We start from the raw sequence: 22,715 nt of genomic DNA on the forward strand, positions 1-22,715 counted from the left end.
GTGATGGTACTTCCGTTCACCACCCGGTTCCGGACCGCGCGGGTCGCGGTCAAGCGCGCCGGCGAGGATTGGGATCAGATCGGCGATCAGGCGCTGTTCTACTGGGACAGCGTCGTGTCGATCCCGCGCGCGATCAAGCACTACAAGAAGGAGACCCTGCGGCTCATCGCCGAGATCTCCATGGGCACCGGCGCATTGGCGATGATCGGTGGCACCGTCGTGGTCGTCGGGTTCCTGACCCTGTTCACCGGCGGGACGATCGCGGTCCAGGGGTACAGCTCGCTGGCCAACATCGGCGTCGAGGCGCTCACCGGCTTCTTCTCGGCGTTCATCAACGTGCGCATAGCCGTGCCGGTGATCTCCGGGATCGCGCTCGCCGCGACCATCGGTGCGGGCGCGACCGCGCAACTCGGTGCGATGCGGGTGTCGGAGGAGATCGACGCGCTCGAGACGATGGCGATCTCGTCCATCCCGTATCTGGTGTCCACGCGCATCATCGCCGGCCTGATCGCCATCATCCCGCTGTACGCGCTGGCGTCGCTCGCGTCGTTCCTCGCCAGCCGATCGGCGACGGTCTTCCTGTACGGGCAGTCACCCGGTGTGTACGACCACTACTTCGACACGTTCCTCATCCCGTCGGACATCTTGTGGTCGTTCGTGCAGGCGATCTGCATGGCGGTGGCCGTCATGCTCATCCACACCTACTACGGCTACAACGCCTCGGGCGGGCCGGTCGGCGTCGGCGTCGCCGTCGGGAACGCGGTCCGCGCGTCCCTCGTTGTTGTGGTCGTGATCACACTGCTGACCTCCCTCGCCATCTATGGCGCCGACGGCAAGTTCAACCTGGCGGGCTGACAGATGAGCAGGAGACAAGAACGTTCACGGGCCACCCGCCGGACGGCGGCGGTGGTCATGGTCGCGGTGCTGCTGGCCCTGATCATCGGGGCGAGCGCGTCGTTCCTCGGTGCCTTCAAGGGCACCCAGCAGGTGACCCTCGTGGCCCCCCGCGCGGGACTGGTGATGAACCCCGACGCCAAGGTCAAACTGCGCGGTGTCGAGGTGGGCCGCGTCGCCGAGATCACCGAGCGCGGCGGCGATGCGATCCTGACCCTCGACATCGCCGACGCCGACATGGCGAAGATTCCCGCCAACGTGGCCGCCGACATCAAGTCGAACACCATCTTCGGTGCGAAGGCGGTGAACTTCGTGGTGCCGGGCGAGCCGGAGGGCACGCTGACCGCGGGTGCGGAGATCCCCGCCGACCGGGTGGTCGTCGAGCTGAACACCGTGTACCAGCAACTCGTCTCGGTGCTCGCCCAGCTGCAGCCGGAGAAGCTCAACGCGACGCTCGGTGCGATCAACACCGCACTGCAGGGGCAGGGCGAGGAGATCGGTGTCGCGCTCGAACAGCTGACGGCGCTGCTCGGCAAGACCAATCCGCATCTGCCGGCGCTGAACCGGCTGTTCCGCAAGGGCGCGACGGTCACCAACGTCTACGCCGACTCGATGCCCGACCTGATGCGCACCGTCGACAACTTCACCACCGTCGGGAACACGTTGGTGGACAACACCTCCAACCTCGACGCGCTGCTGATCAACGCCACCGGGATGGCCAACACCATCGACGGCGTCATCGCACCGACGAAGAAGACCCTCATCGGTGCGCTGTCGGATCTGAATCCCATTGCGGCGCTGCTCGGTTACAACTCGCCGGGCATCAAGTGCTTCCTCACCGCGGGCGCCATCGCCTCCGAGGTCGCCGCGCCGTTCATGGGCGGCCGCAACGGTATGCTGATGCTCGACGCCGGTCTGCTGCCCGGTAGGGACCCCTACGCCTACCCGTACGACCTCCCCCGGGTCGGCGTCGAAGGCCCCCCGACGTGCGACGGTGGGCTCAGCGATCCCGCCACGACGGTGCCCGCCCCGTTCTACGTCGGCGACAACGCGCCGCAGCCCTACCAGCCCAGAACCAAGGCGAAGGCGAACTCGCAGAAGCTGTTCCAGATATTGTTCGGAGAACCGCCCCGTGGATAACCGCGCTCGCGCGTTCCGCGCGACCCTGATCAAGCTGGGCGCCTTCACCGTGGTGATGGTCCTGGTGTTCGTCGCGCTGGTCGTCGTCTTCAGCCGCTATCGTTCCGGCTCGTCGAACGAGTACAGCGCCGTCTTCACCAGCGCGTCGGCGATGAAGTCCGGCAGCAAGGTCAAGATCGCCGGCGTCGAGGTCGGATCCGTCGGCGGCGTCGAACTGAACCGCGCCAACGAGGCCGTGATCACCTTCAGCGTCGACCAGCAGTACCCGCTCCCCGAATCGGTCCGCGCACTCATCCGGTACGAGAACCTCACCGGCGACCGGTATCTCGAGCTGCAGCAGGGGACCGGCAACACGTCGACCTTCCTCGCCGACGGCGCGCAGATCCCGGTCGGACAGACCGAGCCCGCACTCGATCTCGACAAGCTCGTCGGCGGCTTCAAGCCGCTGTTCCGAACTCTGGACGCCGACGACGCCAACGCGCTCACCAGTTCGCTGATCGCCGTGTTCCAGGGCCAGGGCGGGGCGTTGAACACCCTGCTGGGCAACACCGCGTCGTTCACCGACTCCCTCGCCGACCGCGACCAGTTGATCGGTGACGTCATCGACAACCTCAACACGACCCTCGCCACGCTCGACGGCGATCGCGAAGGCCTCGACACCAGCGTCGACCTGCTGCAGCAGTTGGTCACCGGACTGGCGGAACAGAAGAGCACCGTCGGCAACGCACTGACGCAGACCTCGCGGGTGACCAACGGCCTCGCGGACCTCCTGGGGACCACACGGCCCACCCTGCAGTCGATGGTGACCAACACCGGCCGGGTCTCGGAGGAGTTGCTCGCCGCGGAACCCTTCATCCGCAACCTGATCTCCCGACTCCCCGAGGACTACAAGACGCTGTCGAACCTGGGTTCCTACGGTGCCTGGCTGCAGATCTACTTCTGCCGCATCCGGTTGATGCTCCCGGCGCCCGGTGGCCAGACCATCCTGTACACATCGAACAACGTGATGGGCAACTCCACGACGGCCGGCGGAAGGTGTGACGGCTCATGAGTCTTCCCTTCGGCGGCATGTTCTCGAGCCGCAGATCCGAGTCCGACGAGGCCGACGTCGCCCGTGAGGAGAAGCGCGGGCAACGCAGCCGTGCCCAGGTCGGCGTCATCGGCATCGTGGTCATCGGCCTGGTGGTCATCACCGCCATGCAGATGGACAAGTTGCCCTACATCTCGCCGATCAGCACCTACAGCGCCTACTTCGACGACGCGGGCGGGCTGACCACGGGCGACATCGTGTCCGTCTCCGGCGTCCAGGTGGGCACCGTCGAGTCGATCGAACTGGCCGGCACCGACGACGGGACCAAGGTCAAGGTCGGATTCCGGATGGACGACACCGTCGAGATGGGTGCGGACTCCCAGGCCGCGATCCGGACCGAGACCGTGCTGGGCCGGCGCAACCTCACCGTCATCCCGCACGGTGGCGACCGGATCAAGCCCGGTGGCTCGATCCCGGTCGGCAACACGATCTCGCCGTACTCGCTGCAGGATGCGCTCGAAGGTGCGACCGACACCGTGGCCGAGACCGACACCGACCAACTCAACGAGGCACTGAACACCCTGACCATCACCTTCTCCGAGACCCCCGATCAGGTCCAGGGCGCGGTCGACGGGGTGGCCCGGCTGTCGAAAGCGGTCGCCGACCGCGACAAGGAACTGCGGGCGCTGCTCGCCAAGGCCAACCAGGTGAGCAAGATCGTCGGCGACCGCAACGAACAGATCAACCGGTTGCTCATCGACGCCAACGCGCTCGTCGGGGAGATCGAGATGCGGCGCTACGCGCTCAACCAGCTGATCAAGGGGATCGGTGACGTCACCGCTCAGCTGCGGGGCTTCATCGCCGAGAACAACGCGCAGCTGACGCCCGTGCTGCAGAAGTTCGACCGCGTCGCGACGATCCTCACCGACAACGAGAAAGAGCTGAAGGAGACGATCGACCGTCTCGGACCGTTCGCGAACACCCTCGGCGAAGCAGTGGCGTCGGGCCCGAACTTCGATTCCCTCGTCGGCGTGAACACCTTCGGCGACTACACCGCGGTGTTCCTCAACGCCCTGCGCGGTCGGTACCCGCAGCTGTGGCAGTCGCTGATGTACACGGGCAACCCGCTGCTTCCACAGGGCTGGAGCCTGGGACCTCCAGCGGGTAGCGATACGCCGCGCGGACCACTGCCCAGCCCGACCTATCCCACGCCCGCGCCGACCACGAGGGGGAGGTGACATGACCGTCGGAAGTATGTCCATCGGACGCAAGGTGCTCTTCGGGGTACTCGCCGTGATTCTCGCGGTCGCCCTGGTCCTCGTGGGCTGGAAGGTGTTCACCAAGTCGACGACGAATACGTTCACCGCCTACTTCGCCGGGGTCGCCAGTCTGTACAAGGGGGACCCGGTCCGGGTGCTCGGTGTGAACGTGGGTAGCGTCTCCGCGATCACCCCGCGCGAGAACGACGTGAAAGTCGAACTGCGCGTGGACAAGAGCGTCGACATCCCGCAGGACGCGAAGGCCGTCATCGTCGCGCAGAGCCTGGTCTCCGGTCGGTTCGTACAGCTGACGCCGGTCTACTCCGGTGGGCCGGAGATGTCCGACGGCGCCGACATCCCGATGGACCGCACCGCGGCGCCGATGGAGTGGGACGACATCAAGGCCCAGCTCACCCGACTCACCGAGGCCATCGGTCCGCAAGGGGCCGATCCGGGCTCGGCGGCCAAGGCGGTGAACGTCTTCGACGAGAATCTCGAGGGCAACGGCGAGGCGATCAACGCGTCGATCCGGGAGGTGTCCGACGTGATCGGCACCCTCGCAGCCGGCAGCGGCGACCTGTTCGCCACCATCCAGAGTCTTCAGAAACTCACCGATGCATTGTCGGGAAGCCACGAGCAACTCGTGCAGTTCAACGGCCGGATCGCCTCGGTCAGTTCCGTGCTCGCGGACAACACGACCGAGCTCGATGAGGCGCTCAAAGGTCTCGACGCGGCGATGACCGATGTGCAGACCTTCATCGACACCAATCAGACGGCGCTGTCGTCATCGGTGGAGCGTCTGGCCGCGAGTACGAAGATCGTGGCGGACAAGGACGAACAGGTGCGTGGCGTGTTGCATTCGGCGCCCAACCAGCTCGCGAACTTCTACAACATCTACAACCCGCTTTCGGGATCCCTGTCGGGTGTCTTCGGTTTGGGGATGGGAACAAATCTCATCACTCTGTTGTGCGGAACCATGGAATCCACCAAGCGGCCGGGATCGACGATGGCGGATGTCGACAAGTGTGTGGAGATCCTGGCTCCGGTCCTGTCGTCGATCTCGATGAACTACCCACCGTTCCTGACCAATCCGGTGCAGGGTCGCAACGCCACGCCGAGCCAGCTCGAGTACCAGAACGCGAGCGTCCGGGCTCGTGCGAATGCCGGGGTCACCCGGCTCGACAACGAGACCCGTCGTGACAACCGGGGCAGCCCGCTCGAGGATCTGCTGGTGCCGTTCGGGGGTGAGCGATGAGGTCGGTACGACCCCGTGGTTCGCTCATCGTGGGCGCGGCGAGCCTCGCGCTCGTCCTCGCCGGATGTTCCTTCGACGGCCCCAACTCGCTCCCGGTCCCTGGAGCCGAAGGTACCGGCGGTGAATCCTACGAGATCACCGCGGTCATCCCGTCGGCGGCCGGACTGGTCAACAACGCGCCGGTGCTCATCGACGACGCGACGGTCGGCAGCATCGGCGACATCGAGGTCCAGGACTGGAACGCGCTCGTCACGATGCGGCTCAACGACGGGGTGATCGTCCCGCGCGGTTCGCATGTCATGGTCGGGCTGACCAGTGTGCTGGGTTCGACGCACCTCGAGATCGTGCAACCGGCCGAGCCCGAGGGCGGCCGGCTCGAACCCGGCGACCAGATCCCCCTGACCAAGTGTCCCGAGCAGTCCAACATCGTGACCGACCCGTCGGTGCCCGCGGTGCCCGACATTAATGCGGCACAACAGGTGTCGGCGTGTACCTACCCCAGTACCGAGCAGGTGCTGAGTTCGCTGTCGGTGGTCCTCAACGGCGGTGGGTTGTCGCAGATCGGCGACATCGTGCACGAGATGAGCGACGTCTTCGGCGGACGCGAGGAGCAGATCAAGGAGCTCATCCCGCGGTTGAACACCCTCGTCGCCGATCTGGATGCGCAGAAGGGCAACATCATCCGCGCGACCGAGGGACTCGACCGGTTGTCGCGCACCATGAACGAGCAGAAGGGCACCATCGAGCGGGCGCTCGCCGACGCCCCGCAGATCCTGCAGTTGCTCGTCGACCAGCGTCAGCAGTTCCTCGACACTCTCGGTTCGGTCGCGACGCTGTCGAAGACCGCCAACGACATCCTCGACGCCAACTCCGAGGACATCGTGACGATCGTGGAGGGGATCGAACCGGCCCTCGATCAGCTCCAGGCCGCGGGTCCCGCGATGACTCAATCGCTGAACATCCTGCTGACCTTCCCGTTCTACGAGCCGACGATCCGACAGATCGTCAAGGGTGACTACGTGAACTCCGATCTGGTGCTCGACCTCACCGTCGAACGACTGAGCAAGAGCATGTTCGCCAGCCTCGGCGTCACCGGCCCCGAGGGCGTCTTCGGACGGCCCGCAGGCGCCGCCGCGCGCGGACTGAACCCGTTCATCGCGCCCCTGCAACCGGGCGGCGAACGCGTGCCCGACTCGGCCGAACCGATTCCGGCGAACATGGTCCCGCGGGTCTCGCCGACCACGCCGGCGGCAGTCCCGGCCGCGGGAGGTGGCCGCTGATGAAGATCACGAGATTCGTCCGGATGCAGCTGATGATCTTCGCCATCGTGACCGTGGTCGCGATGGTGGTGATGGCGCTGTTCTACATCCGCATCCCGTCGATGTTCGGGGTCGGCAGTTACCAGGTGCAGCTGCTGCTGCCCACCAGCGGTGGGCTGTACCAGAACGCGAACGTCAGCTACCGCGGCGTGTACGTCGGCAAGGTCGACTCCGTGCAGCTGACCGACACCGGCGTCGAAGCGGTGCTGACGATCGAGAACAGCGCGGAGATCCCGGCTTCGTCGACCGCGTCGGTGCGCAGCGTCTCCGCGATCGGTGAGCAGTTCGTCGAGTTCACGCCGGATCCCGAGGCGGGCGAGTCCGGCGAATACCTGCAGGACGGCGCGACGGTGTCGACCGACGAGGTCCCGGTGGAGATCTCGGCGATGCTCGACCAGGCCGACCGCCTGCTGGCCGAGATCGGTGACACCCGTTTGCGGTCGCTGATGGACGAGGCGTTCATCGCGTTCAACGGCACCGGGGAGGCGTTGCAGCGCCTGCTGGACTCGATGGTGCTGTTCGTCGACGAGGCGAACAAGAACACCGACACGACAATCCAACTCGTCGAACAGGGCGCACCACTGCTGGCAACCCAGTCACGTACGGCCGACGACATCCGTTCCTGGACAAGAAACGTCACCGCGTTCACCGATCAGTTGCGGGCGAACCGGCCCGAGATCGGCGACATCCTGCGCAAGGGGCCGTCGACCGCGTCGAAGAGTCAGGAACTCTTCGAATCCCTCGGTGCGTCGTACCCGTTGCTCGTGTCGAACCTCGGTACGATCGCCAAGACCCAGGTGGTGTACCTGCCGAACTGGAAGCAGGTGCTCGTTCTCTATCCGCGACTGGTCAGTTCGTTGATCACGGCCGTGAACACCGGCACCAACCGGTTCGGTCCGAACGTGAACTTCTCGCTCGGTTTCCAGGACCGGCCGCCGTGCAACATCGGTTTCCTCCCCAAGGAGGACTGGCGTTGGCCGTCGGTGCAGACCGCCCGGGAGCTCCCGCCGGGAATGCTGTGCCGGGTGCCGCAGAACTCCAACATCGCCGTCCGCGGTGCGCGTAACTATCCGTGCGCGGAGTTTCCGGGCCGTCGCGCACCCACCCCCGCAGAGTGTGCCACAGGCTACGTACCGAAACCGGGCTCGGTCGACCCGTTCCAGAGTGGGCTGCCGTTCGGCCTGAAATGGCAGCCGGCGTCCTCCGGTACCGTGACACCCGGCACACCGAAGGACTTCGACGCGGAGCCCGCGGTGTATGCGACGACCTACGACCCGGACTCGGGTGACTTCATCGGGCCCGACGGGAAGACCTACAACGCCGGGGCCGGCAGTGGTGAGCAGGAACAGAGCAGTACATGGCAGACGATGATCAGCGGGACGGTCACCCCGTGACGCCGGACGGTCCTCGCACGACGTCCCCGGAACGGTCCGGCTCGGAGCGTGCAGGTGATCGCCGCAACGTGAAGCGGCCGGTGCGGTCGGCGCCGATCCGGCGTGGGCGTCCGACGGGGAAGAAGCCGTCGACGCCGGCCGCCCCGGTCCCCGCGCCCGTGGAACCCGAGTCCTCGGATGTGGCCGCCGCGCAGCCGATGACCACCGCCGAGCACGAGGAGAAAGTCACTGCGGAGCAGTCGATCTCGCCCGACCCGTCCGAGGTCGAGAAGACCGTCGGTTACCGGGAGCGTCGACGCGCCCGGACGGCCGCGGCGTCGTCGGCGGCGGTGACGCGGAAAGGCAAGCGTCGCGTCCGTTATCGCGGGTCCGATCGTCGTCGGTCGGCGAAGGCGATCGTGGGCGTCGTGGTGGCGCTCGTGGTCATCGTCGTGTGCGCCATCGCATCGGTGGTGTTCGCGCTCGGCATCGCGCGTCAGGACCGGACCGACGACCTGCGGGCCGAGTATTCCGCGTTCGCTTCGCAGGTTCTCGTGAACCTGACCAGCATGAATCCCGACACCGTCGACCAGACGCTGACGTCGGTCCAGGAGGACACGAGCGGCAAGGTCAAGCAAGAGGTCGAGAACAACATCCAGCAGGTGGCGGCCCTTGTCCGGGACGGCAAGCTCGAGACCCGCTCGCTCATCCTCTCGTCCGCGGTGACCAAGGCCGAACCCGACGAAGGCTCGGTCATCATGGTGTTCGGCTGGCATCAGCGATCGCTCGACGGCGAGGTGCCGTCACAGGAGAAGGTGTTCCGCTGGCGGGTGGACATGACGCGGATCAACGGCGACCTCAAGATGACCGACTTCGAGTGGGTGGCGTGATGTCGGCCCGCTCCGAGTCCGCGCCCCGATCCGAGCCCGCGCCGAAGTCGACCGGATCTCGATTCGCCCTGCGCAAGGGGCGCCTGGGTCTGATCGCACTCGGCGTGGTGCTGGTCGCCGCGATCGCCGTGACCGCATTTCTCGGTTTTCGCTTCACCCAGGGCCGCGGGGTCGAGGACGCCCGCGCATCGTCGCTGGCGGCGGCCCGGGACTATGCGACGACGATGTTCGGGTACAACGCCGAGAACGTCACCGAGCACATCGACCAGTCGATGAGTGTGCTCACCGGGCCGGCGAAGCCGGAGTACACGAAGCTGATCACCGACAACAATCTCGCCGCCGAGGTGCGCAAGCAGTCGGTGGTGTCCGAGGTGACGATCCAGGACGCGGGTGTGGTGACCAACACCGCGGACACCTCGCAGGTCCTGATCTTCATGAATCAGTCGGTGACCCGCGGCAACAAGGAACTCGTGAGCATCAACCCGTCGCGGCTGACCTTCGACATGAAACGCGAGGGCGACCGCTGGATGATCAACTCGATCGAGGTGATCACCGACGACACGTTCCGATCGAAGATCGAGGTCGTCGAGTCATTGCCGCCCGACGCGAAGCCGCTGCCCGGCCCGAGTTCGGCACCCTCCGGTGCGCCGTCCCCGGCTCCCGGCCCGTCCGTGGCGCCGGTGCCGACTCCCTGACCGCCTTAATCCGTTGCGGCCCGCCCGAATCGGGCGTACGTTCGCGGGTACACAAGGAAGGAGGTGGTCTGATAGTGATTTCTCATCGGACATGTGAGGTGACCATCCGTTAGCAGTTGACCGTGTGGCATTCGTGTCGCACCGAGGCGGGATTCCCGCCGGTCGGCGCAAGCGAATACCAGGTGGTCACCCGGCCCCCGCATCCCGACCCGGTCCGGTCGGCGCAGGCCCTTCGTGGGCGGTGCGGGGGCCGTTCCATGTCTGCTGACGGTTTTGTTCGGTGAATACCCCTACAGGGTAGAAGTACCCCTGGCGTATATACCCTAGGGGGGTATACCCTCGACCTCATGAACACGCACCACGACCATCCACCGACAACGCCGGCACCGGCCGACCACGCGCACCGCCCCCAGTTCGATCCCGGGCCCGACGGCCACGAGGGGCACGCCGATCACACCGGCCACGGCGGACATGCCGGCCATGCGGGCCACGGCGACCACGTGGCGCAATTCCGGCGACTGTTCTGGATCATGCTCGTGCTGGCGGTCCCGACCGTGGCCTTCAACGACATGTTCGCCGACATACTCGGCTACGGTCTGCCCGACGCGGAGTGGGTCCGGTGGGTGTCACCGCTGCTCGGCACAGTTCTCTTCGTGTGGGGCGGGCGCCCGTTCCTCGTCGGCGCGGCCGCCGAGCTCCGAGCTCGTCGCCCGGGGATGATGCTTCTGATCTCGCTCGCGCTCACCGTCGCCTTCGTCGCCTCCTGGGGTTCGACGCTGCACCTGTTCGACCACCACCTGAATTTCTGGTGGGAGCTGGCACTGCTCGTCGTGATCATGCTGCTCGGCCACTGGATCGAGATGCGCTCGCTGGCCCGGACGACATCGGCTCTCGACTCACTCGCCGCGCTCCTTCCGGACGAGGCCGAGAAGGTCGTGGGCAGCGACATCATCTCGGTATCTCCCGAGGAACTGGTCGTCGGCGACGTGGTCGTCGTCCGGCCCGGCGGGTCCGTGCCCGCCGACGGCGCCATCGTCGACGGTTCGGCGAGCATGGACGAGTCGATGGTCACCGGGGAGTCGGCACCCGTTCGGCGGGAGGTCGGTGACGTCGTGGTCGCCGGCACCGTCGCGACCGATTCCGGACTGCGGGTCCGCGTGACCGCGACCGGCGACGACACCGCGCTGGCCGGGATCGGACGCCTCGTCGCCGATGCGCAGGCATCGTCGTCACGGGCCCAACGACTCGCCGATACCGCGGCCGGGTGGCTGTTCTGGTTCGCACTCGGCGCCGCGGTCCTCACCGCGATCGCCTGGACCGCGGTCGGATCGCCCGACGAGGCGGTCGTTCGCGTGATCACGGTGCTGGTCATCGCATGCCCCCACGCGTTGGGACTCGCGATCCCGCTCGTCGTCTCCATCGCCACAGAGCGGGCCGCGCGCGCCGGGGTCCTGATCAAGGACAGGCTCGCCCTCGAGTCGATGCGCAACGTCGACGCCGTGCTCTTCGACAAGACCGGCACCCTGACGAAGGGAGAACCGACCGTCCTCGAGCTCGAACCGGCTCCCGGGCAGGACCGGCGTCGAGTGCTGACCCTCGCGGCCGCCGCGGAGGCGGGCAGTGAGCATCCGCTGGCCTCGGCGATCGTGCGGGCCGCTCGAGATGAGGGAATCGATCTGCCCGTCGCACAGGACTTCTCCTCGTCGCCTGCGGTGGGGGTGTCTGCATCCGTCGACGGCCACGGGGTCCGGGTGGGTGGACCCAACCTGCTCGCCGAGCGCGGCCTCGACGAACTGCCCGTCGCGTCGTCGTGGCGGGAGCAGGGGGCGATCATCCTGCACGTGCTCGTCGACGATCGTGTCGTGGGGGCGTTCCGGCTCGCCGACGAGGTGCGTCCGGAGTCGCGTGTGGCCGTGGACGAACTCCACGCTCTCGACGTGCAGGTCGTGATGATCACCGGCGACGCGCAGGCGGTGGCCGACGATGTCGCCGGCCGGTTGGGCATCGACCGGGTGTACGCCGGGGTCCGACCCGAGGACAAGGCCGCCATCGTCGCGGACCTGCAGCACGAAGGTCGTCGCGTCGCGATGGTCGGCGACGGCGTCAACGACGCCCCCGCACTCGCGCAGGCCGACGTCGGGATCGCGATCGGTGCCGGCACCGACGTGGCCATCGGCTCGGCCGGCGTCATCCTCGCCTCCTCTGATCCGCGATCGGTCCTGTCGGTCATCGAGCTGTCGCGTGCCGGCTATCGGAAGATGGCGCAGAACCTCTGGTGGGCAGCAGGTTACAACCTCATCTCGGTGCCGTTGGCGGCCGGGATCCTGGCGCCGATCGGGTTCGTCCTGCCCATGAGTGTCGGCGCGATCCTGATGTCCGCCTCGACGGTGGTCGTGGCGTTGAACGCACAGCTGCTGCGTCGACTCGATCTGCGTCCCGGTTCCATCCGAAACCGATCCGGGCGCAGGTAGGGCAGCGCTACAAGATTCGCGTAGCGCAGTACTCGCGAAACCGCGGCGTGAAACCGCTGGACTGGGAGCACAGCACAGTCCACGGCGCCCGCCGGGGCGCCGAGAGGGAGAAGAAGAGATGGTGACCATGCATGTCGCCGCGGCGGTCGGGACGCAGGATCGCGATCGCATCGAACCCGTGGTGGGCGAGAACTACTGGACCCCGGGCGACCCGGACTTCGGGACGGCGTCGGCACCCCGATTCGCGTTCGCCGACCCGCACGCCGCCGGCCTGTTCCACGCCGAGGACCTGTCGCGGGAGGCCGGTGACCGCATCGCCGTCCACAACCGTGGTGTGCACGACGTGGCTGCCGTGGTCCTGCTCGAGGATGGCCGGTCGTATGTCGAACTCTTGCCTCCCGGTTCGGAAATCGCTCTGCCGGAGGCGGATTCGCTCACCTACCTCCAGGCCCCCCGCACCGCTGACGGCCGGCCGGTTCTGTACGGCGCGGTGTGGGTGCGCGACGGGCGGGTGATGCCGGTGACGGTTCCGATCCCCACCCGCCGCGAGTTCCTCGACCAGCGATATCTCACCCCGTGGAGCGCGGAGTGGAACGGCGGTGTCTCCGGTCGGCACATGCTCGATGCCGCGGCGGCCGGTGTCTCGTACCAGTACCGGACGGGCGGTTCGACGTTCGTCGTACGCAACGCGGGCAGCGACTGGATCGGGGTGGTCCATCGGTCCGGCACGGAGTTCACCTTCGTCGAATGCCCACCGGGTGGGCGTGCCGTCTTCGAACTCTCCCCGCAGTCCGCCCGCGCTGAGGTGTTCTCGGTCGTCGGTCGCCGGGGCGGCGGCACGGCCGGGCACGCCCCGTACATGTCGAGGTCGGGAACCGTGCATCCCGGTTGGGCGGGTCGGCCGGGGGAAGTCACCGCCTACGGTTCGGTCGTCGTCATGCTCGGCGCGCCGGTGTACAGCGCGCTGCCGAAACGCAATCTGTACCTTGCGTTCTCGGATCGGCGGCCCTTCGAGGCTCGCTTCGCTCGCACCTCAGGGAGCAGGGGGCCGAGCCGCCGGGAGCGAAGCGAGCGGGGCGAATGTGCGAGCCGCCGGGAGCAGGGCGCGCGTCCCTGCCGCGGGTTCCGTCGATGAGGTGGATCAGCCGACGTGGCGGCGCAGCTTGGCGGAGAGCCGCGGGGTGAGGTCCCCGTCGGCGTCGACGCGCTCCTCGACGTAGGCGAGGTCGCCGTCGGCGACGAGTCCGTACAGCCGTTTGGCGCCGCCGGTGCGTTGACCTGATTCTGCCTTGATGACGACGTCGGTGGCGAGTTCCCAGGTGGTCTGATTCAGGGGAGTGCCGTAGAAGAGTTCGATCGAGCCCTCGGCGTGGGCGAGGAGCAATTCGATGGTGTCGTCCTCACCGATCCGCCAGAACCCGGACTCGCGGAGGTCGGGCCGCTGGTAGGCAGCATCGTCGTCGATCACCCACGAGCGGGACTCCCAGGTGAGGAAGTTCTGGCCGTCGTGGGACACGACGATCTGCTGAGCGAAGTGATAGTCGGTGTCCGTCTGGGGATCGTGGCCTTCGCCCTCGCCACGCCACACGCCGACGAGCGGCAGGAGTGCGAGGAGGCCGGGATGCAGGTCCGCGCCGAGGCGGAGGTTCGCGGTGTCGGCCGGGAGCGGCAGATCATCCCATGTGGGGACGTTGCGTTCACGGCTGCCGGACTCCACCGCCCGGGCCTCGGCCTGACTGATCGCCTCGTCACCGGACCGACGCGGTTGCGAGAGTGCGTCGGCAGAACCGTCCTCGGACGGGTCCGGGTCGGCAGGGCCGTCGGCCGTCGTGCCGCCGGGTGGGGGCGTCACGACTCGTCGGTCACCAGGCGGTACAGGGTGTAGACACCGAACCAGGTGATCAGCACGGCGGCCAGGATCAGCAGGATTTCGAAGAAGAGGACCACGAGGGGAATTCTAACCCCGCCGTGGTCAGGGCGCCGTCGAGGGGTGGGCCCTTCGTGGCTCGTCGCTTACGCTCCTCGCACCTCAGGGACCAGTGGGATTAGAGGGCGGAGAGAACGAGACAGCCCGGTCACCGCGGGTGCGGTGACCGGGCTGCCGGGTCGAGCGTGGCGTCACTTCGAGACGGTGATGTCCTTCTCGTGGATGCCGGGGCCCTCGGGGCTGATCGTCACGTCGCCGTTGCCCACCGCGGACAGGGCGCGCAGCGTCCAGGTGCCGGGGGCGGCGAAGAAACGGAAGTCGCCGGTGGGCGATGCCACGACCTCGGCGGTGAACTCACCGGTCGAGTCGAGCAGACGCACGAAGGCGCCGGCGACGGGCGAACCCGAGCCGTCGGTGACCTGTCCGGTCAGGACGGTCTCCTTCTCCACGTCGACGCCAGCGGGCAGCTTCTGTCCCTGCTTGGGTGCAGCACACATATCTCTTACTTTCCTTCTCCGAGTTCGATCGGGACGCCGATCAGCGAGCCGTACTCGGTCCAGCTGCCGTCGTAGTTCTTGACGTTCTGCTGGCCGAGCAGTTCCTTCAGCACGAACCAGGTGTGGCTCGACCGCTCGCCGATGCGGCAGTACGCGATGGTGTCCTTCGAGCCGTCGAGTCCCGCCTCGCCGTAGAGCTCCTTGAGCTCCTCGTCGGACTTGAAGGTGCCGTCCTCGTTGGCGGCCTTGCTCCACGGCACGTTGATCGCGCTCGGGATGTGACCGGGACGCTGGCTCTGCTCCTGCGGGAGGTGGGCCGGCGCGAGGATCTTGCCGGAGAACTCGTCCGGGCTGCGCACGTCGACGAGGTTCTTGGTGCCGATGGCGTCGACGACCTCATCGCGGAACGCGCGGATACTGACATCCGGCTCGCCGGCCTTGTAGGTCGTGGCGGGACGGCTGACGGCGTCGCTGGACAGCGGGCGACCGTCGAGCTCCCACTTCTTGCGGCCGCCGTCGAGGAGCTTGACGTCGTTGTGGCCGTACAGCTTGAAGTACCAGTAGGCGTATGCAGCGAACCAGTTGTTGTTGCCGCCGTAGAGGATCACGGTGTCGTCGTTCGCGATCCCGCGCTCGGAGAGCAACTTGCCGAACTGTTCGGCATCGACGAAGTCGCGGCGGACCGGATCCTGCAGGTCGGTCTTCCAGTCGAGCTTGACGGCGCCGGCGATGTGCCCGCCGTCGTAGGCCGAGGTGTCCTCGTCGACCTCGACGAAGACGGTCTTGTCGGCCTTGAGGTTCTGCTCAGCCCATTCGGTGCTGACCAGGACGTCGGAACGTGCCATGGCGGTGTCCTTTCGGAGTGGATCGGTGATGGTCATCGAACAGATGGAGATGGTGGAGACGGTGAGGCGCGAGAAGGATGCCCGCGTCTCGGGGAGATGAGCACGGGTGACGGCGCATGGGAACGAGGTCGCAGACCTCGGTGGAGACGCCCCCGTTCTCATCGACGGTGTGGGCGGACCGGCTGCTCAACGCAGCACGGGTTGGTCACACCGTCAACGGCGAGTGCGACAACAGCAGTCGGCGACACGACAGAAGTCGATCGCCCGGCGTCGTGTGAGCAAGTACTCACGGCGCTGCTGCATGCCCACGAGGGTACAACAGAGCCGATCGAGCCCCCAACGGCCGGGGTGCTTTGCCGCCGAGACCGGGAGAACACGGTCTGAACTGCTCAGAAGCGGTCGAGGCGCACCGATGCCGGACCGGAGTCGCCGACCAGTTGGACGTCCCCGCCGAAACTCTCCGCGCGATCGGGTTCGACATCCCAGGCCATCGGCAGGCGCGGGAGCGTCAGGCTGAACCGATCGAGCACGGCGGCGCGGAATTCCGCCGGGACCTCGGCGTCGACGTGGCGTTCGGGGCCGGTGTAGAAGCCGGTCGCCCGGATGTCCAGTGCGCCGTCGACGACGGAGAGGTCGACGGACACACTCACCCGCACCTTGGGGCGGTCGTAGGACGACGCCGACGGCGGGTCGGCGGGATCGAGCCCGTCGCCCGGCGGCAGTGCGACCGTGCCGGTGAGCACGACGCCGGTCTCGCGACTGACGATGCCGTCCTGGGGCCCGCCTGCGCCCGCCGTGTCGTCCGGTCCCGGGGTGCTGACGGTCAGGTCGATGATGCGCAGATACCGGGCCAGGGTGACGGCATCGAGGCGGGTGTACGCCGAGATCGAGCCGGTGTGGAGAACATCACTCGCCGAGAATCCGCTGCCGTCGGCCACGTCGAACGGGCCGAGAGAAGCACCCAGCTCACCGCGGCAGACTCCGCGGGCGGGCGGACACCCGGGTAGTTCGACGCCGCGGGCGGCGATCGTGGCCCCGTCGAAGTGACCGGCGGACGACTGCGGGGTGAACGGGAAACCCGCGATGGTGACCTCGGGATCGAAAGTCACGCGGGGGGATTGGGCGAGGGCGCGGGAGAACTGATGCTCCCCGCGAACGGCGGCCCCGACGTCGACGCCGAGCGCGACCCCCGCGGCGGCCAGGGCGGCGACCACACCGATGACGAGCACTTTCCGGATGCGCGGCATGCTCGGCCGATCACCCTCCCCGTCGTGGTCATCCGGCGGTCGTGGTCGCCTTGTTAACAGGTGAGCGCGCCGGTGGCGCTATTCTGTCACCTATCTCGCACACGTTGGTAAGGCGGCGTAAACAATCGCCGAGCCACGCGCGGGTGGCGTTCACGTCGTGGTGAGCGATCTGGATGGTCCGGGACGGGGACGAACGAGATCGGAGTGCTGGGTGGATCTCTTGTTGTTGACGGCCGACCCGAATCCGGAGTCGGTCTTGCCGTCGTTGTCGCTGCTCGCGCACACGGTGCGGACCGCTCCGACCGAGGTGTCGTCACTCATGGAGGCGGGGAACGCCGATGTGGCGCTGGTCGATGCCCGCGCCGACCTGGCGGCGGCCCGCGGGCTGTGCCGCCTGTTGGGCAGCACCGGCTCCTCGGTGCCGGTCGCGGCGGTGCTGACCGAGGGCGGGCTGGTCGCGGTCAACGCGGACTGGGGCATCGACGAATTCCTGCTGCCGGGTACCGGTCCGGCCGAACTCGATGCCCGGTTGCGCCTGCTCGTGGTTCGAACCCGGGGGGTTGCTGCGGAGGAGTCCTCGGGCAAGGTCACGCTGGGGGAACTCGTCATCGACGAGGGGACCTACACCGCACGCCTGCGCGGACGTCCGCTCGACCTGACCTACAAGGAGTTCGAGCTCCTGAAGTACTTGGCGCAGAATGCGGGTCGCGTGTTCACGCGCGCCCAGCTGCTCCAGGAGGTGTGGGGGTACGACTTCTTCGGCGGCACCCGCACCGTCGACGTCCATGTCCGTCGACTCCGCGCCAAACTCGGCAGCGAGCACGAGTCGCTGATCGGGACCGTCCGCAACGTCGGATACAAGGCAGTCCGTCCGACGCGTGGCCGGGCGCCCGCGGCCGACGCCGACCTGTCCGAGGACGCCTCTGGCCCCGATGCGGTCGGCACCGATGACTTCGACGACGCGCTCGACGGTCCCGATCCGTTCGACGAGGAGTTCAGTGCCAGTGCCGGGAACTGAGGACCCGCAGGTGCGTCGAGGCGCACTGCCCGACGACGTCGCTGAATTCGCTCACCGTTTGGTGCGCGAGGCGAACGACGCCGATGGTGTCGCCCCGCTCTCGGAGGGGGCGGTCGCCGCGATCGACGCCCCCGAGGGCTCGCCGATCGTGCACGTCAGGTCGAAGGCGGGGTACGCCGTCATCGTCCCCGGTCGCGACGGCGAGCCGGCGATGATCGAGGCGGTTGTCGACCCGGCGCACCGACGGGAGGGACATGGCCGGGCGCTGCTCGACGCGGCGTTCGGGGCCGCGCCCGAATCGGGGTCGGGGGTCCGGGTGTGGGCTCATGGAAATCTGCCTGGTGCGGTGGCGCTCGCCGCGGCGATGGGGCTGACGAAACGTCGCGAACTGCTGCAGCTGCGCCGCCCGGTCGGACCCGGCCACGAACTCCCCGAACTCGTCGTCGACCCGACGGTCGACCTGCGGACCTATGCCGGACCGGCCGATGACGCCGAGATCCTGCGGGTGAACAACGCGGCCTTCGACTGGCATCCCGAGCAGGGTGGCTGGTCGCCGGAGCAGATCCGTGAACGGGTTGCCGCCGACTGGTTCGATCCGGCGGGTTTGTTCCTCGCCTTCGACCGTGCCGGCGACGGATCGGGCGGGGGAGATGGCAAGCTCCTCGGGTTCCACTGGACGAAGCGGCACGACGCGGACCTCGGCGAGGTGTACATCGTCGGCGTCGATCCTGCGGCGCAGGGTCGCGGACTGGGTCGGTTGTTGACGCTCGCCGGCCTGCATCACCTTGCGCGCGAGGGCGTCTCGGAGATCAACCTCTACGTGGAGGGTGACAACGTCGCCGCGCTGCACACCTACGAGCGCCTCGGGTTCACCCGATACGCCGTCGACGTCGCCTACGGCTGAGGCTGCCCGAGTGCGGCGCCGATGGCGTCGACGACGTCGCCGATGTGGGGCTCGCGAACCACGGACAGGTGATTGCACTCGAGACGGAGGACGTCGACGTCCCCGGTCACGATGTGCCGCCGCCACACCGAAGGGTCGTCACGATTCTCGCTGCCCTGCACCACGAGCGCGCGACCGGTGTACGGGCGGGGGCGGTGCAGCCGCGCCACCCGGACACCGAGTTCCTCGAGCGCCTGCGCGTCGGCGGTCGGCGAGGTTCTCACCACACCGGCGAGCGGAACCCGAATTCGTCGGCGCCACGATTCTTTCCGGGGAGCGGTTCATATGTGGTGGCCGTCGTGAGGGACGGGTCGGCGCGCTTGGCGCGATGCAGCACCCGCGGTGGGACGAACGTGTCCACCACGACGACCAGATCGACATGGTGCCCGTCGGCCTCGAGGCGTCGCGCGGCCGCCGGTCGTCGGGCAGGCCACCGGGCGGTCTCGCCGGTGGGGCGAGGGCAGGAGCCCGCCCCGGGTGTGCGGGCCGATTCGCGCGAGCCCGACGATCCGTCCTGTAGCCAGGTGCCCAAGTCTCGAATGTCGGGTTACGCAGATCACGTACGATCACGCCTGGGCAGGTCGCACCCCGTCTGCCTTGGCCAGTTCACCTGTCGTTCATCTTTTGGAGGGGATCAGTCCACCACGCCCCCATAGCTTTCCACTCGGACACTCCGGAGCCGACGCCAGTCGGTGCGGGGAACGCGAACGGAAAGGCAACACCAGCGGTGAAAATCAATCGGAACGGCGCCCTGGCGTCGGTGTCGGCGATCGCGGCACTGACACTCGTCACGGCGTGCGGCGGTGGGGGAAGCGAACAGACTGTCAGCGGCGAGGGCTCGACCGCGCAGCAGAAGGCCATGGAGCACTTCAGCCAGGTCCTCACCGACAACAGCGACATCGTGCTCGACTACACCGGCAGCGGCTCGGGCGACGGCATCAAGAAGTTCATCGCGGGCGACGTCGACTTCGCCGGCTCGGACTCGGCCCTCAAGGACGACGAGGTCACCGACGCCACCGCACGTTGCAACGGCAACGCCCCCTGGCACCTCCCGCTGGTCGTCGGCCCCGTCGCGGTCGCCTACAACCTCGACGGTGTCGAGGACCTCAAGCTCAACCCCAGCGTCATCGCGCAGATCTTCAACGGCAAGATCACCACCTGGAACGATCCCAAGATCGCCGCGCTGAACCCCGGCGTGACGCTGCCCACCACCGACATCGTGCCGGTGTACCGCTCGGACAGCTCGGGCACCACCGACAACTTCCAGCGCTTCCTGGAGAACTCGGCCCCCGCTGACTGGCCGTACGAGCACAGCAAGGAATTCGCACCCAAGGGTGTCGGTTCCGGTGCCTCGAAGTCGACCGGCGTCGGCGACACCGTCAAGAAGACCCCCGGTTCGATCACCTACGTCGAGTGGGGCTTCGCCACCGAGAACGATCTCGGTGTCGCCCAGGTCGACTTCGGTGCCGGCCCGGTCGAACTGAACGCGGAGAGCGCGGGCAACGCGCTCGAGTCGCTGGCCTTCGCCGATCCGGCCAGCAAGGACCTCGTCGTCGACACCGACGCGCTGTTCGCCTCGAAGGCCCCGGGTGCGTACCCGCTGCTGCTCACCCCGTACTCGATCGTCTGCTCCGCGGGCTACGAGGACGAGGCCACCAGCCAGACGCTGAAGGACGCGTTCACCGCGGTCCTGAACGACGGCCAGGCCGGTCTCGAGGAAATCGGCTACGTGCCGGTCCCCGACGCCTACAAGACCAAGCTGCAGGGAACCATCGACTCGCTGTCCGGTGGGTCCGGGAACGCCTGATCAATCCCCTCAGATCGCGTGCGCGGGGCCGCCTCGGTTGCGGCCCCGCGGATGTGGTTGACACACTGACACGACATTTCGCGTGTCCACGAGACGGCGGGAAGTGACTCAATGACCAGAGCCGAATCACAAGAAGGACGCATGACCTCGCTGAGCAAAGAGGGTGGCACGACTCCGCCGGACACCGGCGAGTTCCGCCCCACCGGGTCATCGCCCGACCAGCCCGAATCCTCGCTTCATTCGGCCGCGCATCACCGCGTCGCCGACCGGGTGTTCCGCACCCTGGCCGTCGGCTCGGGTTTCGTGGTCTCGATCGTCATCGGGCTCATCGCACTCTTCCTTCTGGCGCAGGCGATCCCGTCGCTGGCGAAGAACGAGGAGAACTTCTTCACCTACACCGGCCAGTGGATCACCAGCGGTGATCAGCTCGCCTTCGGAATCCCGCAGCTCTTCTACGCGACAGTCGTGGTGTCGGTCATCGCGCTGCTGATCGCCATGCCGGTCGCGCTCGGTATCTCGATCTTCCTGACCGAATACGCGCCGAAGCGGTTCGTCGGACCGATCACCTACACCGTCGACCTCCTCGCCGCGGTCCCCTCGATCGTGTACGGCCTCTGGGGCATCCTCGTGCTCGGCCCGGCGCTGGTGCCGGTCAACGAGTGGCTCGTCGGCAATCTCGGCTTCCTGCCGTTCTTCCAGGAACCCACTCAGGTCGCCAACATGAGCACCGGCGGAACGCTCCTGACCGCGGGCATCGTGCTCGCCGTCATGATCCTGCCGATCATCACCGCCGTGACCCGCGAGGTCTTCATGCAGACCCCCAAGGGTCATCGTGAGGCCGCGCTCGCCCTGGGCGCCACCAAGTTCGAGGTCGTCAAGGTCGCCGTGCTGCCCTTCGGGTTCTCCGGCTACATCTCCGGTTCGATGCTCGGTCTGGGTCGCGCGCTCGGCGAGACGATGGCGCTGCTGCTCATCATCTCGACCGCCGGTCCCATGAACTTCAACCTCATGGAGAGCGGCGAGACCTTCGCGACCAAGATCGCCAACAACGCGGCCGAATTCGACTCGCCCGCCAAGACCGGCGCCTATATCTCGGCCGGCCTGACCCTGTTCGTCCTGACCTTCATCGTCAACGCCGCCGCCCGCGCGGTCGTCGCCGGAAAGAAGTGACCATGTCTGTGACCACGACATCTTCCGCCGCCGATCCGGTCAAGAAGCCTTCTGGCTTCACCCCGATGTCCGGGCGCCGGCGATTCACCGACGGGACCGTGCGCGTCGCCGTCATGGCCGCCCTCCTGCTGGCGCTGGTTCCCCTGCTCTGGCTGGTCTTCACGCTGGTGTCGCGGGGTATCGAGACGATCATCGACATCGACTGGTGGACCCAGGCCGAGCGACGCGGCGGCGCCGCCAACGCGATCATCGGCACCCTGATGCAGACCGCCCTCGCGGCGGTCATCTCCATCCCGCTCGGCATCTTCGTCGCCATCTATCTGGTGGAGTACGCGACGAAGAAATCGCTCCTCGCGCGTGTCACCACGTTCATGGTCGACATCCTCTCGGGTGTGCCCTCGATCGTCGCCGCGTTGTTCGTCTACGCGGTGTGGCGCACCACCCTCGGATTGCCCCGCTCGGGATTCGTGGTCGCGATCGCGCTGGTGTTGCTGATGGTCCCGCTCGTGGTGCGCGCCACCGAAGAGATGTTGAAGATCGTCCCGCAGGACCTTCGCGAGGCGTCGTACGCCCTGGGTATCCCGAAGTGGAAGACGATCGTGAAGATCGTCCTGCCGACGGCCCTGTCGGGCATCGTCACCGGCGTGATGCTGGCCATCGCCCGGGTCATGGGCGAATCGGCGCCGGTCCTCATCCTCGTCGGTGCCACCCGCGCGATGAATTGGAATCCCTTCGACGGCAACCAGCAGTCGCTGCCGCTGATGATGGTGCAGCAGTACAACAACGGACCGGGCGCCTTCGATCAGGTGTGGGGCGCGGCGCTGACATTGGTGATCCTCGTTGCCATCGTCTACTTCGGCGCCAAGGCGGTGTCGAAGATCTTCGCCCCCAAGACTTCCTGACCTCCCACCCTTCTCGGGTCATCTTTTCCAGAA

Annotated in this window: 22 protein-coding genes; 16 read left to right on the forward strand and 6 right to left on the reverse strand. The window is 67.3% G+C overall.

Going from position 1 to position 22,715, the window contains the following annotated elements:
- Nucleotides 1-3: 3 nt before the first annotated feature.
- The 11 genes from B1818_RS18785 (at nucleotide 4) to B1818_RS18835 (ending at nucleotide 13,461) form a co-directional block, all read left to right on the forward strand.
- Entirely contained in the window at nucleotides 4-855 is an 852-nt protein-coding gene (locus B1818_RS18785) for an ABC transporter permease (protein ID WP_004022039.1), read from the forward strand.
- 57 nt (nucleotides 856-912) lie between these two features.
- Nucleotides 913-2,034 (forward strand): MCE family protein, encoded by a 1,122-nt coding sequence (locus B1818_RS18790; RefSeq protein WP_078113654.1) that lies wholly within the window; start codon nucleotides 913-915, stop codon nucleotides 2,032-2,034.
- Nucleotides 2,027-3,085, forward strand: coding sequence for an MCE family protein (locus B1818_RS18795; RefSeq protein ID WP_078113624.1), 1,059 nt, complete (start codon nucleotides 2,027-2,029; stop codon nucleotides 3,083-3,085). Before B1818_RS18790 ends, B1818_RS18795 begins: the two co-directional genes overlap by 8 nt.
- Nucleotides 3,082-4,302, forward strand: coding sequence for an MCE family protein (locus B1818_RS18800; protein ID WP_078113625.1), 1,221 nt, complete (start codon nucleotides 3,082-3,084; stop codon nucleotides 4,300-4,302). Before B1818_RS18795 ends, B1818_RS18800 begins: the two co-directional genes overlap by 4 nt.
- 1 nt (nucleotide 4,303) lies before the next feature.
- Nucleotides 4,304-5,578 (forward strand): MCE family protein, encoded by a 1,275-nt coding sequence (locus tag B1818_RS18805; RefSeq protein ID WP_078113626.1) that lies wholly within the window; start codon nucleotides 4,304-4,306, stop codon nucleotides 5,576-5,578.
- Nucleotides 5,575-6,858, forward strand: a complete 1,284-nt coding sequence (locus B1818_RS18810; RefSeq protein ID WP_058253546.1) for an MCE family protein — start codon at nucleotides 5,575-5,577, stop codon at nucleotides 6,856-6,858. Before B1818_RS18805 ends, B1818_RS18810 begins: the two co-directional genes overlap by 4 nt.
- Nucleotides 6,858-8,291: an MCE family protein gene (locus B1818_RS18815; protein ID WP_078113627.1), complete on the forward strand. Its 1,434-nt coding sequence runs from the start codon at nucleotides 6,858-6,860 to the stop codon at nucleotides 8,289-8,291. Before B1818_RS18810 ends, B1818_RS18815 begins: the two co-directional genes overlap by 1 nt.
- Nucleotides 8,255-9,160 carry a hypothetical protein gene (locus tag B1818_RS18820; RefSeq protein WP_058253544.1) on the forward strand — a complete coding sequence of 302 codons (906 nt, stop codon included), beginning with the start codon at nucleotides 8,255-8,257 and terminating at the stop codon, nucleotides 9,158-9,160. Before B1818_RS18815 ends, B1818_RS18820 begins: the two co-directional genes overlap by 37 nt.
- Nucleotides 9,160-9,855 (forward strand): hypothetical protein, encoded by a 696-nt coding sequence (locus B1818_RS18825; protein WP_231742641.1) that lies wholly within the window; start codon nucleotides 9,160-9,162, stop codon nucleotides 9,853-9,855. Before B1818_RS18820 ends, B1818_RS18825 begins: the two co-directional genes overlap by 1 nt.
- 347 nt (nucleotides 9,856-10,202) lie before the next feature.
- The gene (locus B1818_RS18830; RefSeq protein WP_078113628.1) at nucleotides 10,203-12,326 is read left to right on the forward strand and encodes a heavy metal translocating P-type ATPase; all 2,124 of its coding nucleotides are present in this window, start codon (nucleotides 10,203-10,205) and stop codon (nucleotides 12,324-12,326) included.
- 118 nt (nucleotides 12,327-12,444) lie between these two features.
- Complete coding sequence (locus B1818_RS18835; protein ID WP_231742640.1) at nucleotides 12,445-13,461, forward strand: hypothetical protein; 1,017 nt, start codon at nucleotides 12,445-12,447, stop codon at nucleotides 13,459-13,461.
- A gap of 6 nt (nucleotides 13,462-13,467) precedes the next feature.
- Here B1818_RS18835 and B1818_RS18840 read toward each other — a convergent pair whose 3' ends face one another.
- The 4 genes from B1818_RS18840 to B1818_RS18855 form a co-directional block, all read right to left on the reverse strand.
- Entirely contained in the window at nucleotides 13,468-14,178 is a 711-nt protein-coding gene (locus B1818_RS18840) for an FABP family protein (protein ID WP_078113629.1), read from the reverse strand.
- 266 nt (nucleotides 14,179-14,444) lie between these two features.
- Nucleotides 14,445-14,750: a DUF1416 domain-containing protein gene (locus tag B1818_RS18845; protein WP_010840619.1), complete on the reverse strand. Its 306-nt coding sequence runs from the start codon at nucleotides 14,748-14,750 to the stop codon at nucleotides 14,445-14,447.
- A 5-nt stretch (nucleotides 14,751-14,755) separates the two neighbouring features.
- Nucleotides 14,756-15,595, reverse strand: coding sequence for a sulfurtransferase (locus B1818_RS18850; RefSeq protein WP_078113655.1), 840 nt, complete (start codon nucleotides 15,593-15,595; stop codon nucleotides 14,756-14,758).
- A gap of 389 nt (nucleotides 15,596-15,984) precedes the next feature.
- Nucleotides 15,985-16,842 (reverse strand): DUF2993 domain-containing protein, encoded by an 858-nt coding sequence (locus B1818_RS18855; RefSeq protein ID WP_058253540.1) that lies wholly within the window; start codon nucleotides 16,840-16,842, stop codon nucleotides 15,985-15,987.
- A gap of 211 nt (nucleotides 16,843-17,053) precedes the next feature.
- Here B1818_RS18855 and B1818_RS18860 point away from each other — a divergent pair, with 211 nt between their 5' ends.
- The gene (locus B1818_RS18860; protein ID WP_058253539.1) at nucleotides 17,054-17,860 is read left to right on the forward strand and encodes a response regulator transcription factor; all 807 of its coding nucleotides are present in this window, start codon (nucleotides 17,054-17,056) and stop codon (nucleotides 17,858-17,860) included.
- Entirely contained in the window at nucleotides 17,841-18,764 is a 924-nt protein-coding gene (gene mshD, locus B1818_RS18865; protein ID WP_058253538.1) for a mycothiol synthase, read from the forward strand. The genes B1818_RS18860 and mshD overlap by 20 nt, the downstream gene beginning before the upstream one ends.
- On the opposite strand, the gene B1818_RS24500 is transcribed toward mshD, so the two are convergent.
- Both B1818_RS24500 and B1818_RS24505 read right to left on the reverse strand, forming a co-directional pair.
- On the reverse strand, nucleotides 18,755-19,030 hold the full coding sequence (locus B1818_RS24500) for a hypothetical protein (protein WP_058253537.1): 276 nt from the start codon (nucleotides 19,028-19,030) through the stop codon (nucleotides 18,755-18,757). The two genes, mshD and B1818_RS24500, sit on opposite strands and share 10 nt — an antisense overlap.
- A complete protein-coding gene (locus B1818_RS24505; protein ID WP_058253536.1) occupies nucleotides 19,024-19,335 on the reverse strand; it encodes a hypothetical protein in 312 nt (103 codons plus the stop codon). Before B1818_RS24505 ends, B1818_RS24500 begins: the two co-directional genes overlap by 7 nt.
- A 195-nt stretch (nucleotides 19,336-19,530) precedes the next feature.
- Here B1818_RS24505 and pstS point away from each other — a divergent pair, with 195 nt between their 5' ends.
- The 3 genes from pstS to pstA all read left to right on the forward strand — a co-directional run bounded on the left by pstS (nucleotide 19,531) and on the right by pstA (nucleotide 22,682).
- Nucleotides 19,531-20,610, forward strand: a complete 1,080-nt coding sequence (pstS, locus tag B1818_RS18875) for a phosphate ABC transporter substrate-binding protein PstS (protein ID WP_065629738.1) — start codon at nucleotides 19,531-19,533, stop codon at nucleotides 20,608-20,610.
- A gap of 141 nt (nucleotides 20,611-20,751) precedes the next feature.
- Nucleotides 20,752-21,780 carry a phosphate ABC transporter permease subunit PstC gene (gene pstC, locus B1818_RS18880; protein ID WP_068970537.1) on the forward strand — a complete coding sequence of 343 codons (1,029 nt, stop codon included), beginning with the start codon at nucleotides 20,752-20,754 and terminating at the stop codon, nucleotides 21,778-21,780.
- A gap of 2 nt (nucleotides 21,781-21,782) precedes the next feature.
- Nucleotides 21,783-22,682, forward strand: a complete 900-nt coding sequence (gene pstA, locus B1818_RS18885) for a phosphate ABC transporter permease PstA (protein ID WP_078113630.1) — start codon at nucleotides 21,783-21,785, stop codon at nucleotides 22,680-22,682.
- The last annotated feature ends 33 nt before the right edge of the window (nucleotides 22,683-22,715 follow it).

The organism is Gordonia sp. IITR100 (assembly GCF_002009645.1).
Classification (GTDB): Bacteria; Actinomycetota; Actinomycetes; order Mycobacteriales; family Mycobacteriaceae; genus Gordonia; species Gordonia hongkongensis.